Annotated in this window: 13 protein-coding genes; 12 read left to right on the top strand and 1 reads right to left on the bottom strand. The window is 65.7% G+C overall.

Annotation, left to right across the window (positions count from 1 at the left end; genetic code table 11):
* The first annotated feature begins 7 nt into the window (after positions 1 to 7).
* From ACFFJC_RS13925 to treF, 4 genes are all read left to right on the top strand, one after another.
* Positions 8 to 1,381, top strand: a complete 1,374-nt coding sequence (locus ACFFJC_RS13925) for an alpha/beta hydrolase family protein (protein ID WP_379488090.1) — start codon at positions 8 to 10, stop codon at positions 1,379 to 1,381.
* Positions 1,382 to 1,383: 2 nt separating this feature from the next.
* A complete protein-coding gene (locus tag ACFFJC_RS13920; RefSeq protein ID WP_379488089.1) occupies positions 1,384 to 2,988 on the top strand; it encodes a long-chain-fatty-acid--CoA ligase in 1,605 nt (534 codons plus the stop codon).
* A 101-nt stretch (positions 2,989 to 3,089) separates the two neighbouring features.
* A complete protein-coding gene (locus ACFFJC_RS13915) occupies positions 3,090 to 5,084 on the top strand; it encodes a beta-galactosidase (RefSeq protein ID WP_379488088.1) in 1,995 nt (664 codons plus the stop codon).
* Positions 5,081 to 6,682: an alpha,alpha-trehalase TreF gene (treF, locus tag ACFFJC_RS13910; RefSeq protein WP_379488087.1), complete on the top strand. Its 1,602-nt coding sequence runs from the start codon at positions 5,081 to 5,083 to the stop codon at positions 6,680 to 6,682. Before ACFFJC_RS13915 ends, treF begins: the two co-directional genes overlap by 4 nt.
* Before the next feature lie 105 nt (positions 6,683 to 6,787).
* Here the strand turns inward: treF and ACFFJC_RS13905 are convergent, their stop codons facing one another.
* Positions 6,788 to 7,063, bottom strand: a complete 276-nt coding sequence (locus ACFFJC_RS13905; protein ID WP_379488086.1) for an HU family DNA-binding protein — start codon at positions 7,061 to 7,063, stop codon at positions 6,788 to 6,790.
* Positions 7,064 to 7,433: 370 nt separating this feature from the next.
* Here ACFFJC_RS13905 and ACFFJC_RS13900 point away from each other — a divergent pair, with 370 nt between their 5' ends.
* From ACFFJC_RS13900 to tnpB, 8 genes are all read left to right on the top strand, one after another.
* Positions 7,434 to 9,734, top strand: a complete 2,301-nt coding sequence (locus ACFFJC_RS13900; RefSeq protein ID WP_379488085.1) for a TonB-dependent receptor plug domain-containing protein — start codon at positions 7,434 to 7,436, stop codon at positions 9,732 to 9,734.
* A complete protein-coding gene (locus tag ACFFJC_RS13895) occupies positions 9,734 to 11,215 on the top strand; it encodes an alkaline phosphatase D family protein (RefSeq protein ID WP_379488084.1) in 1,482 nt (493 codons plus the stop codon). Before ACFFJC_RS13900 ends, ACFFJC_RS13895 begins: the two co-directional genes overlap by 1 nt.
* 31 nt (positions 11,216 to 11,246) lie before the next feature.
* Positions 11,247 to 12,143, top strand: coding sequence for a LysR family transcriptional regulator (locus tag ACFFJC_RS13890; RefSeq protein ID WP_379488083.1), 897 nt, complete (start codon positions 11,247 to 11,249; stop codon positions 12,141 to 12,143).
* A 376-nt stretch (positions 12,144 to 12,519) separates the two neighbouring features.
* Entirely contained in the window at positions 12,520 to 12,807 is a 288-nt protein-coding gene (locus ACFFJC_RS13885; protein ID WP_379488082.1) for a helix-turn-helix domain-containing protein, read from the top strand.
* Between the two features lie 145 nt (positions 12,808 to 12,952).
* Positions 12,953 to 14,194 (top strand): tyrosine-type recombinase/integrase, encoded by a 1,242-nt coding sequence (locus ACFFJC_RS13880; protein WP_379488081.1) that lies wholly within the window; start codon positions 12,953 to 12,955, stop codon positions 14,192 to 14,194.
* 40 nt (positions 14,195 to 14,234) lie between these two features.
* Complete coding sequence (locus ACFFJC_RS13875) at positions 14,235 to 14,672, top strand: thermonuclease family protein (RefSeq protein WP_379488080.1); 438 nt, start codon at positions 14,235 to 14,237, stop codon at positions 14,670 to 14,672.
* Positions 14,673 to 14,959: 287 nt separating this feature from the next.
* Positions 14,960 to 15,391 carry an IS66-like element accessory protein TnpA gene (gene tnpA / locus ACFFJC_RS13870; RefSeq protein WP_379488079.1) on the top strand — a complete coding sequence of 144 codons (432 nt, stop codon included), beginning with the start codon at positions 14,960 to 14,962 and terminating at the stop codon, positions 15,389 to 15,391.
* The gene (gene tnpB, locus ACFFJC_RS13865; RefSeq protein ID WP_379488078.1) at positions 15,388 to 15,744 is read left to right on the top strand and encodes an IS66 family insertion sequence element accessory protein TnpB; all 357 of its coding nucleotides are present in this window, start codon (positions 15,388 to 15,390) and stop codon (positions 15,742 to 15,744) included. Before tnpA ends, tnpB begins: the two co-directional genes overlap by 4 nt.
* Positions 15,745 to 15,799 lie beyond the last annotated feature (55 nt).

Below are 15,799 nucleotides of genomic sequence, written 5' to 3'. Positions count from 1 at the left end.
CCTGCCGATGCCCCCTGTCCGCCTGATACCGTTCGCCGCGCTCGCGCTGCCGATCACCGCCGCACAGGCGCGACCCGCGCCCGCCCCGGCCCCAATTCCAGCCTCTGTCGCTAGCGCGACCGCCGACTGGCAGGATGCCCTGGTCGCACGCGCGAAGGCATTGGGCGTGACCGATGTCACCACCAGGCCCGCACCGAACGGCGGCTTCATCCTCGACGGAAAGATCGCGGGCGATGCGTTCGCGCTCGGCATTCCGTCGGGATGGCAGGGCGGCGCCTTGCTCTACGCGCACGGCTATTCGACCCCCGGCACGCCCGTCGCCGTGTCCGACGATCCCGTCGCGAAGGGACCGGGCACCGGATTGCTTGGAGAAGCGTATAGCCAGGGCTTCGCGGTCGGCCACAGCGCCTATGCCAAGGCCGGGCTGGGGGTCGAGACCGGCGTCACCAACACCAAGCGGCTCCGCGATCTGGTCGAGAAGCTCGGCGGCAAGCGCATCTATGTGATGGGCGATTCGATGGGCGGCGGGATCGTCGTGACGCTGCTCGAGATGTATCCGCGGGCCTTCGCGGGCGGTCTCGCGCGGTGTGGCGTTGTGGATAGCTGGCAGGACCTGCTCGGGCGGCTGATCGACATGCGCCTCGCTTATAATGTCCTCACCAAGGATACGCCCTATGCGCTGCCCGGCGAACAGGATGTGCGCAAGAACGCGATTGCGCCCGAGCCGCCCGCCGGCACGCCCGATGCTGCGGCACAGGCCTATGTCTGGGGCCAGATCGGCAAGGTCGGCGCCCCGCCGCTCGCGCTCTGGGCCGCAGCGCAGAAGAATCCGGACGGGCAGGAAGCGAAGATCGTGCGCGCCGTCACTGCGATCGGCGGGTTCGACAACGACGCCGCAGCGCTCGCCTTCCCGCTCGTCACCGCCACACTCGGCGCGGAGGATATGGCGGCAACGGCGGGCGGCTGGGTCTATGGCAATGTCGGCAAGATCTATGCCGCGCCGGGCCTCACGCCCGAGGAGAATGCAGCGCTCAATCGCGATATCCAGCGGGTCGAGGCGGCGCCTGCCGCCCTCGCCTATCTCCAACGCTGGCATACCGCCACGGGCCGGATCGCGACGCCGCTGGTGACGATCCACAACCGCATCGACTCGCTCGTCCCCTTTGCGCAGGAGGACACGCTGAAGGCAGCGGTCGCGAAGGCGGGACGCGGGCGCTACCTCGTGCAATATGGCGTGCCGCCCACCCGCGCCCCGCTGCCGATCGGCGGGATCGAGGGCTATACCCATTGCGGCTTCGACAAGGGGCAGACCCTCGCGGCCTGGACCGCGCTGCGCGGCTGGGTGGAAACGGGCGCAAAGCCTTCGCCCGAACTGCCCTGACCATGGGGCTGCGTTTCGCCGACCCCGCCGCGGAAGCCTATCGCTACCCGCTGCTCATTCGCCATCTGTTGCAGAGCGCGCTCGACACGCGCAGCGGGAACGCAATCGTCGGCTCCGATGGGCGGCGGCTGGGCTATGTCGATCTGGAAAGACGGATTGGCCGGCTTGCCTGTGTCCTGTCCGCAAGCGGCGTCCGTCCCGGCGACACGGTGGCGGTGATGGACTGGGACAGCCATCGCTATCTCGAAGCCTATTTCGCGGTGCCGATGATGGGCGCGGTGCTGCAAACCGTCAATGTGCGCCTCTCGCCCGAACAGATCGCCTATACGGTCGAGGACGGCGGCGCGCGCATCCTCTTGTGCCACGCGGATTTTGCGCCGATCGCGGCGGAGCTGCGCAAACGCCTGCCGCAAATCGAGCGCGTCCTTTCCATGCATGACGGTGACCCCGCCCCCGACAGCGGGGATGGGGACTATGAAACGCTGCTTGCCGACGGCGAAGATCTCTATCCGTTCGAGGATTTCGACGAGAATGCGATCGCGACGACCTTTCATACCACCGGCACGACCGGTCTGCCCAAAGCGGTTGCGTTTAGCCATCGCCAGATCGTGCTCCACACGTTGGCCGTGGCCATGACGCTGCTCGGCCAGCCCGATGGGGAGCGGCTGACTCGATCCGACGTCTACATGCCGCTCACGCCGATGTTCCACGTCCACGCCTGGGGCATGCCCTATATCGCGACCTTGCTGGGCCTGAAGCAGGTCTATCCCGGCCGTTACATTCCCGACCGGCTGCTCATGCTCAGGGACCGCGAAAGCGTGACCTTCTCGCACGGCGTTCCCACCCTCGTGCAGATGCTGATCGGGGCGCTCGGCGACCGCACGCTCGATGCGGACTGGAAGATCATCGCCGGAGGTTCGGCCTTTCCCGTGACGCTGCGCGACGCCGCCCGGGAGCGCGGCATCCGTGCCTATGCCGGCTACGGCATGTCGGAAACCGCGCCCGTCATCTCCGTCGCCAGGCGGAATGAGGACGATGCCGGGGACGCGGCCGCCTTGTCCTGTCTCGCTGGAAAACCGGTCCCGCTCGTGCAGGTGCGCATTGTCGACGATAGCCTACACGACGCCGCCGAAGGCGAACTGGTGGTACGCGCGCCTTGGCTGACCATGAATTATGGAACGGACCATGGTGCATCCGACGGTCTCTGGCGCGGCGGCTGGCTCCATACCCAGGATGTGGCGCGCTTCAGCGCGCGTGGCGACATCGTTATCCGCGACCGCCTCAAGGACGTCATCAAGACCGGCGGCGAATGGGTGTGCTCGACCCAGATGGAGGAACTGGTCCTGCGTCACCCCTATGTGGCGATGGCGTCCTTCGTCGGTGTCCCCGACCCGCGCTGGGGTGAGCGCCCCGTCGCCTTCGTCGTGCCGCGCGGCGAGCCGCCGACGATCGAGGACATCCATGTCTTTCTCGCCGCCTTCGTCGCTGACGGGCAGATCAGCCGCTATGCGCTGCCCGACCGGCTGATCCTCGTCGATGAACTGCCGCGCACCAGCGTCGGCAAGATCGACAAGAAGGCGCTACGCGGCATGGTGGGAGCAGCATGACCATGCCGGGCCTCTCGGCCTGTCGACGCCGACTGGGGCGCGGCGCAAAGACATGGCTTGGCATCTTGTCATTGTTCGTCGCTTCTCTCGCCGGCCCGGCCATGGCTGCGGAGCGGCCTTTCACCGCCCCGCCGTTGGCCGTCGGCGCCTCCTGGTATCCGGAACAATGGCCTGAGGCGCGCTGGGAAGCGGATCTGGCCCTCATGGAGCGTGCCCATCTGTCGGTGGTGCGGATCGGCGAGTTCGCCTGGGCGCGAATGGAGCCGGAGGACGGCCGGTTCGACTTCGCCTGGCTCGACCGCGCCATCGCCGCCGCACGGCGCCATGGTCTCAAGGTCGTCCTCGGCACGCCCAGCGCCGCCCCGCCGATCTGGTTGACGCAGGCCCATCCCGATATCCGCCGGATGGAGGAAGACGGCCACATCCAGGGCCATGGCGAGCGCCGGCAATTCTCGGTCGCGAGTGCGACCTACCGGCGCTATGCCGTGCGGATCGCCACCGAAATGGCGCGCCGCTACGGGCACAACCCCACCGTCGTCGGCTGGCAGATCGACAACGAGATCGGCCTCGAAAGCTTCGACCCGGAGGCCAAGGCGCGCTGGGCGAACTGGCTCGCCGCGCGCTACGGCACGATCGACGCGCTCAACCGGCGCTGGAGCACGCAGTATTGGAGCCAGCTCTACCAGCGCTTCGATCAGGTGCCGCTGACGCTGGGGCGTGACCAGAATCCGGCACTGGTGCTCGACGCACGGCGCCTCTTCAGCGCGATCTGGGCCGATTATGTGGATGCGCAGGCGACCGCGATCCGCGCGCAGGCCGACCGACGGCAATTTATCACCATCAACTCGACCGCATGGAACGACCATTTCGATCAATATGCCGTGCATCGCGGCCTCGATCTCGCTGCCTGGGACGAATATGTGCCCGATGGCCGCCCGGACCCGGCGGCGCTGGCGCTGCATCATGCCGTGGTGCGCGGCTATTTGCGCCGCAATTTCTGGGTGATGGAGACCCAGCCCGGGCGTGTGAACTGGGGCACAAATAACCGGTCGCTCGATCCCGGCGAAACCCGCGCATTGGCGTGGCAGGCGGTCGCTCATGGCGCAGACGCAATCCTCTACTGGCAATGGCGCAGCGCTCCGGGCGGACAGGAACAATATCACGGCACGCTGGTCGGCGCAGACGGACAGCCGATGCCGGTCTATGACGAGATCGCGCGGACGGCGGATGAGCTGCGGGCTGCGTCTCGATGGCTGGCGGGCACCGCGCCGGTCGCCCGGGTAGCGATGGTCTATTCGCAGGATAGCCGCTGGGCGATCGAACAGCAGCGCTTCGCCCGCGACTATGATCCGGTCGCCGTGCTGAAGGACTGGTATCGCCCGTTCCATGCGCTGGGGATCGCGGTCGATATCGTGCCGCCCGATGCGGACCTGTCACGCTATGCGCTGGTGCTGGCGCCAGGCCTGAACGTGCTGGACGCGGCGACCGCCGACCGGCTCGCGGCCTATGTTCGTGGCGGCGGACATCTCGTCCTCGGCCCGCGATCGGGTATGAAAGACGGGGACAACGCGCTCTGGCCACAGCGTCAGCCGGGGCCCCTCGCATCCCTGCTCGGTGCGACGGTGGAAGACTTCTTTGCGCTCGATGCGCCGATCGCCGTCCCCGGTCTCGGCGCGGTCGCCAACGTCCGCATCTGGGCGGAAGCGCTAACGCCTCGCGAACCCGATGCCATCGGGCTGGCGCGCTACGGCATGGCGCCGTGGCTCACGGACAAGCCGATGGCGGTCGCTCGCGGGTCCGGGCACGGCGAGATCGCCTATATCGGCGCGCTCCTCGACGAACCGGGACAAGCCGCGCTCACCGCAATACTGCTCGGCCGCGCCTGTCTGCCCGTGCCGCCCGCATTGCCCGCCGGTATCGAGATGGCGGAGCGCAGCGGCCCTCCCGGACGCTTCCGTTTCCTCATCAACCACGGCGACACACCGGCTCCGATTACGATACCGGACACCGCGCAAGTGCTGCTCGGCGATATGCGGGAAGGGAGGTTGGCCGCCCACGGCGTCGTACTCCTCAAGCTTGCGGGAGGAAATCGATGAAACGGAATACCGCTGCCAGGACGATCGCCTATCTGGCCTGCTTCTCGCTCGCCGTTCTTGCCGCGCCGCTGTCGGCCGATAGCGGCGCGGCACCATCCCGTCCGACAAATGCGCCGGCTCAGACTGCTAGCCCGTCCGATATCTTTGGCCCGCTCTTCGACGCCGTCCAGATGCGCCGCCTGTTCGCCGACAGCAAGACCTTCGCCGACGCGATTCCCCGCCGCTCGCCGCCCGCGATCCTCGCCGACTATCGTGCGAGGACGGAGTGGAGCGACGATGACCTGCGCGCATTCGTTCGCGCCAATTTCGACATGCCGGATGAAGCGGTGCCAGCGGCTGCCGGGCGGACCTCACCGCGCCCGCTCCTCGATCATATCCGCAACCTTTGGGACCTTCTCGCTCGCCCGCCGGTCACCCCCTCACCCGGCTCCTCGGCGCTCGCGTTCGCGGGAACGCATGTGGTTCCCGGCGGACGGTTCCGGGAGATCTATTACTGGGACAGCTATTTCACGATGCTGGGCCTGCGCGAGGATGGCCGACGCGATCTGATCGAAGGCATGATCGACGGCTTCGTCGGGCTGGTCGAACGCTACGGCCATGTCCCCAACGGCGCACGAAGCTATTATCTGAGCCGGTCGCAGCCGCCTTTCCTCTATCTGATGATGGGCCTGTCAGACGTTCACGACCCGGCAGTCCTCAATCGCCGTCTCGACGCGTTGATTGATGAGCATGGCTACTGGACGCGAGGCGCCCATGTCGTCCGGATGCCGGACGGCGCAACGCTCAACCGGTTCTGGGACGATCGCGACACCCCACGCGACGAAAGCTATCGCGAGGATGTCATCACCGCGCGCGCCAGCGGGCGGCCTGCCGCAGAGGTCTATCGGAACCTGCGCGCAGCTGCGGAGAGCGGCTGGGACTTCTCCTCGCGCTGGCTGGCCGACGGGCATATGCTGGCGACGGTCGATACCACGGACATCGTGCCGGTAGATCTCAACAGCCTGCTCTACGGACTGGAACGAGATATCGCCGGCCGTTGCATCGCGCTGCACCGCTCCTGCGCGACGACATTCGAGCGACAGGCACGGCAACGCCGTGCAGCAATCGAACACTGGCTGTGGGACGACGCGGAAGGCCGGTATGGCGACTGGGAATTGCCCAGGCGGCGTTTGCGCCCCGGGCTCAGCGCGGCGACCGCCTATCCGCTGTTCACCCGCCTTGCCATCCCCGCACATGCGGCGCGTGTCGCCGCCACGATCGAGACGCGGCTGATCGCGCCAGGTGGACTGCGCACGACGCTGGTCCGTACCGGCCAGCAGTGGGACGAGCCCAACGGCTGGGCGCCGCTGCAATGGATAGCCGCCAATGGCCTCGACGCCTATGGGCATGGGACCGTCGCCAGACACATTGCGCGTGCATGGATTTCCACGGTCGAAGCACGCTACCGGGCCAGCGGAAAGCTGGTCGAGAAATATGACGTGGAAACACGGGGAAGTGGCGGCGGAGGTGAATATCCGCTTCAGGATGGCTTCGGCTGGACCAACGGCGTCACCCGCGCGATGATCGCGCGCTGGGGCGATCCTATTCGATCGCCTTGACCAACGGCGGTTACGAGTGCCTCGTGCTTGCCGATCGGAAACAAGTGACGAGAGGTCTCCGGTGCTCGGTCCATCTGAGCGGAAAGAGCACCGGTAACGGGGCCATCAACCGTTGAGCTTGTCTTTCACGCCCTTGGCCGGAGCGAAGGTCAGCTTCTTCGACGCCTTGATCGTCATAGCCTCCCCCGTGGCAGGGTTGCGGCCCTCGCGCTGCGAGCTATCCTTCACCTTAAACTTGCCGAATCCGTGGATCGAAACGTCCTCGCCCTTCGCCGCCGCGCTGCCAATCGCCTCAAAAACACCGTCGACCAGCTTCCTGGCATCGACCTTGGAGATGCCGTGATCCGCGGCGAGTTTGTCGGCGATTTCGCTGTTGTTCATCCTTATCCACCTTTCTTCGAGTCTGATCTGTCTGCTTACCTCCCACCACAATCTGCGTCACCACATCTCGGGTCTTTCGATGGGGTACCAACACCACTGTCAGGCGGTCGGCAGAACCAAAGCGAGGACCTAGCCGGTATCATGGCACCGCTTCTCCTGTCCTGGCGAACCCGTATCGTACGCAACTTTGTCAAAGCTCCTTTCAGAGCGCCATGATGCCGATTTAAGTTCTGCGCTCGATACGAGCGCACTTTAGTATATTGTGAAAGCGTGATGACATAGTGTGTTGCGATCGGCGCAACAGTCGTCGTGCTTCCTGCGCTCGCGGTGCTAAGCAAGATCGCCCTATCCCCGCTGCGGGGAGAATCTCATGCGATCAAGACTTACCGGCGTTGCGCTATGCGCAGCGCTCACCACCACTGCCGCCGCACAGGCCCAAAGCCATGACACCCAACCGACCGCCGCGAGCGACGACATCATCGTCACCGGCACGCGCGCGCCCGACCGTACCGCGCTGCAATCCTCGGCACCGATCGACGTCGTTTCCGGCGACCGGATCACCGGGCAGGCGATGCCTGACCTCGGTCGGGCGCTCAACTTTCTCGACCCGTCGATCAATTTTGCACGGGCCGCGACCACGGCGAGCGCCGCCAATACCCGGCCGATCACGCTGCGCGGCCTGTCGCCCGACCAGACCCTGGTGCTGGTCAACGGCAAGCGCTGGCACGCCAATGCGGTGCTCAACGTCAACAATTCGATCGGCCGCGGTTCGGCCGGCATCGATCTCGACACCATTCCCGAGGCCGCGATCGAACGGATCGAGATCCTGCGCGACGGTGCGGCCGCTCAATATGGCTCGGAGGCGATCGCGGGGGTGGTCAACATCATCCTCAAGTCCAACGCGCATGGCGGGGCGGGCGATCTGCTCGGCGCCATCACCGAAGCGGGCGATGGCGCGAGCGGCGCGGTCTCGGCCAGCGTCGGACTGCCGCTCGGCGGCGGCCATATCACGCTGACGGTCGCGGCACGTCACGCCGATCCGACCAACCGCGCGCTGGTCGACCAGCGGTTTGGGCGCGTCACCTATCGTATCGGCGATCCGCTGAGCTCGATCGCCAACGGCGCGATCGACCTCGCACTGCCGCTCGGCGGGGCAGAACTCTACGCCTTCGGCACGGCGACGCGGAAACGGTCGAACAATGCGGCCGGGTTTCGCGTGCCAGGCTTCTCGCCGCTCTATCCGAACGGCTTCCTGCCGATCATCGAGCCGACCATTGACGACATTGGCGCGACCGTGGGTGTGCGCGGCACGATCGCCACGGCGCGCTGGGACGTGAGCGAGAGCTATGGCTACAACCGCGCCAATTTTCAGATGTTCAACACGGCCAACGCCTCGCTCGGCGCGGCCAGCCCAACGCGGTTCGATTCGGGCGGCGTCACCTATCGCCAGGCCGTCACCGATGCGACCATATCGCAGCCACTCGACGGCGTGCTGGCCGGCGGCAACATCGCCGTGGGCGGCCAATACCGCCACGAGAGCTACGGCATCCGCAACGGCGAGCCGCTGGCCTATTTCGGGCTGGGCGCGGATGGCTTCGCCGGCTTCAACCCGCGCAACCCGACCGACGCGCGCCACAATGCCTGGGCCGCATTCGTCGACGCCGAATTGCGCCCGGTTCGTCCGCTGCTGATCGGCGGTGCGGCGCGCTACGATCATTATGACGATTTTGGCGGACGCGCGACCTGGCGATTGACCGCCCGGCTCGACGCCGCCAGGGGCGTGGCCCTGCGCGGCACGATCGGCACCGGCTTCAAGGCGCCATCGCTCCAGCAGCAATATTTCTCCGCCGTGCAGGGCGCGACCAGCGCGGGCAAGCTGGTGACGGTCGCCACGCTTCCCGTCTCCGATCCGATCGCGGCTGCGCTCGGCGCCAGTGCGCTCAAGCCCGAGCGGTCGCGCAACGCGACCCTCGGCGTCGTATTCGGCCCCTTCGCCGGCTTCGTCTTCACCGCCGACTGGTTCCACATCCGCATCCGCGACCGCATCGCCTTGTCCGAGCAATTGGGCGGGGCGGCGGTGAACGCGGTGCTGGCGGCTAACGACATCACCGGGTTCAGCCAGGTGCGCTTCTTCACCAATGCGGTCGACACCACGACCGAAGGTGTCGAGATCACCGCGCGCTGGGCCGGACGGATCGGATCGAGTACCCACCTCGCCGTCAATCTCGGTTACGGCCTGTTCGAAAACCGGCTCGATCAGTTGCGCGCCAATCCGGCGCTGCCCACCCTGCCGTTGCTCGCCAACAAGTCGATCCTGTTCCTCACCGCCGCCCAGCCGAAAAACAAGGCGACGATGCAGGTGCAACTGGATCGCGGCCCGCTCGATCTCGGGCTGAACCTCGCCGCCTTCGGCACCTACACCTCGGCGCCACTGGTCGCGACCCAGACGTTCGGCGGCAAGGAGACGCTCGACCTGTCGGCGGGTTACACGCTGCGGTCCGGGATACGGATCGGCGCGGGCGTGCAGAACCTGTTCGACGCCAAGCCCGACCCGATCGCCGACCAGTCTGCCGTGATCGCCGCGACTGGGGGCAGTTTTCCGACCGGCGAGGAAACGCCGATCGGCGTCAACGGCCGCAGCTACTACCTCCGCCTTTCGGCGCGCTTCTGATGCCGGCGCGGCGTGAGATCATCATGGGCGCGGCGGCGCTCGCGGCATGGCGGTTCCTGATCCCCAACCCGCTGACGGCCGAAACCGCGCCTCCAACGGTCGACCCCTTTGCGTTCGGCGTTGCCTCGGGCGACCCGACAATGGACGGCTTCGTGCTCTGGACCCGGCTGGCGGGGCGTAGGGGCGATCAACATGTCGGGTATGAGATCGCGCCGGACGACAGCTTCCGTCGCATCGTCCGGCGCGGCCGGGCCATCGCTCCCGCTGCTCGGGCCAACGCCGTCCATGTCGAGGTCTCCGGACTTTGGCCGGGACGCCCCTATTTCTACCGTTTCCATCATGCCGGCACCGTGAGCCGCACCGGTCGCACTCTCACCGCGCCGGCGCGGAGTGACCGGCTGCGGCTCGCGCTCACCTCCTGCCAGCATTGGGAGCAGGGTTGGTTTACAACCTATCGCGACATGGTCGACCAGGCGCCCGATCTGGTGCTTCAGGTCGGCGACTATATCTATGAAAAGTCGTTCGGCGCCGGTCCCGATGTACGCTGCTTCGGCGCGCCGGAGCCGGTGACGCTGGCCGATTATCGCGCGCGCCACGCTTTGTATCGCACCGACCCGGATCTTCAGGCTGCGCACGCTGCCCTGCCCTTCGTCGTGACCTGGGACGATCACGAAGTCGAAAACGACTATGCCGGCCTGCAGGGAGTCGAGACGATCGATCCCCGCGCCTTCGCCGCGCGCCGTGCGGCCGCCTACCAGGCCTATTTCGAACATATGCCGTTGCGCCGTGCCAGCATCGCGCGGCTCTACCGTCGACTGCGCTGGGGCGATCTCGCCACGCTCCATGTGCTCGACTGCCGGCGCTATCGCACGCCGCAGCCCTGCGGGCGCGGCGGCCATGTGATCGGCCATTGCGCCGCGCTTGAGGCACCCGGCGCGACGATGACCGGTGCAGAGCAGGAACGCTGGCTCGTTGACGGCCTGCGGTCCGAACGCGCCCAATGGTCGCTGCTGGTGCAGCAAACGCTGTTCGCCCGGCTGCACCTGCCGCAGGGTCCAGAAGCGCGCTATTCCGATATCTGGGATGGCTATCCGGCGAGCCGGCAACGCGTGATCGATGCGTTACAAGTCCCGTCCGTCCGCAATGCGCTTATCCTCGGTGGCGACGTCCACAGCTTCTGGTTCAACGATATCCATCGTGACGCCGAGCGTAACGCCGGACCGGTCGTCGCGAGCGAAGTGGTCGCCTCCTGCCTCGCCTCGCGCAACGGTCCACCGGCGCTGTTCGACAGTGCGATGCGGCTCAATCCGCACGTCCGTTTCCTCGACAATACCCGCGCAGGCTATGTCCTGATCGATATCGACCGCACGGCTGCGACGATCGACTGCCGCGCCATCGACAGCCTTACAGACCGGGAGGCCGCGACGCATTCGCTGATCCGGCGCACCATTGCCGATCGTCTTCCCGGCTTCCTGTCGTGAGGATGACGCATTGGGTCGGCATGTCGGTTTGATGGCGCGACAGACACCGCCACTCGAAGCCATCGAGGCCTTCCTCGCGGTCGCCGAACAGGGCGGGGTCCGCGCAGCTGCCGATGTGCTTGCGCTCAGCCCCTCGGCGACCAGCCGCAGGATAGCGTCGCTGGAGGCCTTTCTGGGCACGCCCTTGTTCGATCGGACGGACCAAGGGTTGAAACTCACGTCCGGAGGTCGGCGGTACTATGAGCAGGTCGAGCCTGCCGTGCGCGCGATCGGACGCGCATCGGTGCGGGTGGATACGGCGACGACCCGTATCACCATCGCCACCTCGCACAGCGTCGCGACCAACTGGTTGATGCCACGCGCCGCCAGCATCCTGCGCGACACCGGACTTTACCTCGATATCCTGCCTACCCGCGACCCCAATGTGCTTCGGTCGGGCGAAGCCCAGTTCGCGCTGTGGGGCGCGATGGAGGCTGACGATTTCTTCGGCGAGCCGATCGTGAACGTCCAAGCCCGGCCGGTTACCGCGCCGCGCCTGTTCGATGGCCGCCCCGCGCCGCAACGTCAGGATCTGATCGGCTTACCGCTGCTCGCACCGCGCGAGCCGAAAGGCATCTGGCAGCGTTGGCTCGCGCAGGCCGGTTTATCCGCCGAGCCGGGACAGGTCCTCGAACATGCCACGCTGGCGCTCACCTATGAGGCGGCTGCGGCGGGAATGGGAGCCGCGCTGGCGATCCCGATGCTCTGCGAAAGACAATTGGAGGACGGAAGGCTGGTCGCCTGCGGGCCCGCCCTGTCGGTGGGTGAACGCTACGTCCTGTACCGGATGCGCCGCCGCCTCAATGCGACACCGGCCGAAACTCGCTGGATCCACTGGTTACGACGCGAGGCGGCACTGTCGGTCAAAAAGTTCGAAGATATCACCTGATCGAAGGCGCGTGAGGACCGGTGATCGGAGGAAATCCGCAACAACGGACCGGATAGCTCCTCTGAACTCAGCGACGCGCTAACCCATCAATCTGGCCCGCGCATCGGGTTGATGAACTTGATGCTGGCGTTATCCTTTTCGTTGTCCGTCACGTCCATCGAACTGCTCTCACTGGGTTCGAATCGATCATAACCTGACCCGAGCCAGCACGGGTCGGAACAACCGTCCTTTGTTTAGCCAGCCGTCGCCGAATTCCCTACGCCACTCCAACGGGGCTTTCCGTTGCCCATCCCGAAGCGCATGTTCACTCGTGCAGCAGCATGAGCCACCAACGATCAGCGAGCCCAACGGTGATGCTGAATGATGGCTTCACTGCATGAGCATCATGCAAACGCATGGCATCAAAGAGCGCGCGTTTGCGTGCAAGGGAGGATTCATGTCGTTCACCAGATTTCTCACCGCAGAGGAAGTCTCTGAGCGCTATCGTGGCAGCGTCTCCGTAGGTACGCTTCGGAACTGGCGCACGATGAAGATCGGACCGTCATTCGTGAAAATCGGAAAGGCCGTGCTCTATCCGATCGATGAGCTTGAAGCGTGGGGCAAAACCACCCCACTCACTGATTTCGATCCCGCAGGATCACGCTCAATACCGTTGAAACACTAGGACAATTGGCGTTTTTTGGCATTGCGTAGTGGGGACGGTTTTGGCAAATTGGGGGCGGTTGAAGGGATAGAAAACGGCTTTCCGCTCCCAGCAAACGATCCCCGTTTCTCCTCGACCGATCCCAGTTGCGGACAAGGAGGAACGCATGCCAGCCCTGACCGACACCACGATCCGACATGCGCTGAAGCGCGTCGAGATCAGCCGCAAGCAGGAAAATCTGGCCGATGGCGAGGGGCGCGGCACCGGCCGACTCGTCCTCGTCCTCAAGCCAATGCCGAAGCGCGTCACCGCCGACTGGATGGCGCAGCAATGGCGTGACGGCAAGCGCACCAAGAAGAAGATCGGCGCCTACCCCTCGATGTCGCTCGCGCAGGTCCGCGAGATTTTCAAGCGCGACTATGCCGACGTCATCCAGAAGGGCCGGAGCATCAAGATCGCATCCGACACTCGCCCCGGCACCGTCGCCGATCTCTTCGAGGGTTACGTCGCTTCGCTCAAGGCCGCCGGCAAGCCCTCCTGGAAGGAGACGGAGAAGGGCCTCAACAAGATCGCCAACACCCTTGGGCGCAACCGCCTCGCCCGCGAGATCGAGGCCGAGGAAATCGTCGAGCTGATCCGCCCGATCTATGAGCGCGGCGCCAAGTCGATGGCCGACCATGTGCGTTCCTATATGCACGCGGCCTTTGGCTGGGGCATGAAGTCGGACAACGACTATCGGCAGCAGTCGGCTCGCCGCTTTCGCATCCCCTTCAATCCGGCGACAGGCATTCCGACCGAACCGAAGGTCAAGGGCACCCGCTGGCTCGACGAAGACGAGTTCGTGCAGCTCTATCGTTGGCTGGAATGCCCCGACACGCCGGTTCACCCGCCCCATACCCGCGCCGTCAGGATCATCATGCTGACCGGCCAGCGCGTCCAGGAGATCGCGAGCCTTCACATCGACCAGTGGGACGCGAAGGAAAAGATCATCGACTGGTCGAAGACCAAGAACAATCAGCCCCATGCCGTTCCGGTGCCTGAGCTGGCCGCAGAGCTACTCGCCTCCATCAACGTCAACGAATATGGCTGGTTCTTCCCGTCGGCCACAGACCCGTCCAAGCCTGTCAGCCACGGCACGCTTTACTCGTTCATGTGGCGCCAGCGGGACCGCGGCGTGATCCCCTATGTGACGAACCGCGACCTGCGCCGGACCTTCAAGACGCTGACCGGCAAGGCGGGGATCTCGAAGGAAATCCGCGACCGCCTCCAGAACCATGCGTTGCAGGACGTCAGCTCCAAGCACTATGACCGCTGGCACTACATGGTGGAAAAGCGCGCGGGCATGGCGAAATGGGACAAGTTCGTCCGCGCCATGCTCGCCAAGAAGCGCCTGAAAGCGGCGGCATAAGCCTCCGGCGCACCATAAAAGGCGGAAGTGAAAAACGACTATGCGTATCGTAATGGGGCTGGCCGTGCTGGCCGCACTGACCACGGCGACGGCGGCCAAGGCCGACCCCTGCAAGGCCATTCCCGACCGCGGCCCGATGCCGTCCTATCTCCATCGCGGCGCGCACTTCTCCGGTCCCGTGGTCTATGTCGGTGACGGCGACTCCTTGTGCGTGGCCGTCGGTCAAGGGCCGGCCAACTGGGTGGAGATCCGGCTGGAGGATTTCTACGCGCCCGAACTTCACTCCCCCACTGGCCCCGCCGCCAAGGCCGCGCTGGAGAAGATCGCGATGGGTCGGAATGCGGAGTGCGTCGCCAACCGCCAGTCCTACGACCGCGTGGTGGCCACCTGCCGGATCGGCGGGCGCTCCATCGGGGATTTGCTGAAGGCCGCCGGGAGCATCGAGGGCGGCAATGGATACGGCCAGGGCAAGCAATAGCCTGGCCCTCGACGGCGTTCAGATCCGGTCTGAAAACCGATCATACGCATCGATCCGCCGAACCGGGGGATCGACCTCATACCGATAGATTTCCGTTCTCAAGAACCGTAGCTCGGCCTCGCGCTGAGTTTCGGGAACATCAATATACCATGCGCGCGGCTGCGGGCCGGGATCGCCGTAAGCGGGGCCGCGCCGCCACCTTGCGTGTCTGAAGCGTAGCGCCGAGTCTTCGCGCCCTGATCGGGCGGGAGTGCGCTGCTACTATGATAATCTCGGGTGATGATCCTGTGAGCAAGGGCGCGCAGCGGTTCGAGGTATTCACGGGCGCGGGCAGGCGGCGCGAGTGGCCGCCAGAGGTGAAGGCGTCGATTGTCGCGGAGTGCTATTCGGGCCGTGAAGGTGTCGGTGCCGTTGCTCGCCGGCATGGGCTCGATCCTTCGCAGGTTTACGCATGGCGGAGAGATCTGCGGAAGCAACTCGAGGCGGCGGGCGTGGTTCTGCCGGCGACTGAGCCGGAAGTGCCGTCATTTGTGCCTGCCATAGTTGAAGTGGCTCCGGCTGTTGAGCCTGTCGCGACAGCACGTCGTTCGAAGAAGCGGCGGCGTTCGAAGGTGAGCGCTGTCGAGTTGGAGATTGACGGTGTGGCGGTGAAGATCAGCCATGGCGCCGACGCGGGCGTGATTGCCGCGGTGATCGAAGCGCTCAAGGCAACACGATGATCGGACCCGGCGCTGGCGCGCGCGTGATGGTTGCAACGCGGCCGGTAGATTTCCGCAAAGGGCCAGATGCCTTGGCGGCGCTGGTCGGCACTGAGTACGGCGGCGATCCCTATTCCGGCGTCATCTACGTGTTCCGGGCAAAGCGCAGCGACCGGATCAAGCTGGTCTGGTGGGATGGTACCGGGCTGTGCCTGATGGTCAAGAAGCTTGAGCAAGGAGGCTTCCGGTGGCCGGGCATTCAGGACGGCGTGATGCGCCTGACATCGGCGCAACTCGGTGCGCTTCTCGAGGGCCTGGACTGGCGGCGGGTGCATGGCGGGCGCCGTCCGATTGCCCCGCAGATTGCCGGTTGACGGGGCTTTCGATGCCTGATTCATGTGTGGACGACCCCCGTTGGGCAAGATCGAT

The sequence above is a fragment of the Novosphingobium soli genome, assembly GCF_042432915.1.
GTDB lineage: Bacteria > Pseudomonadota > Alphaproteobacteria > Sphingomonadales > Sphingomonadaceae > Novosphingobium > Novosphingobium soli.
This window is presented reverse-complemented; position numbering and strand designations above follow the sequence as displayed.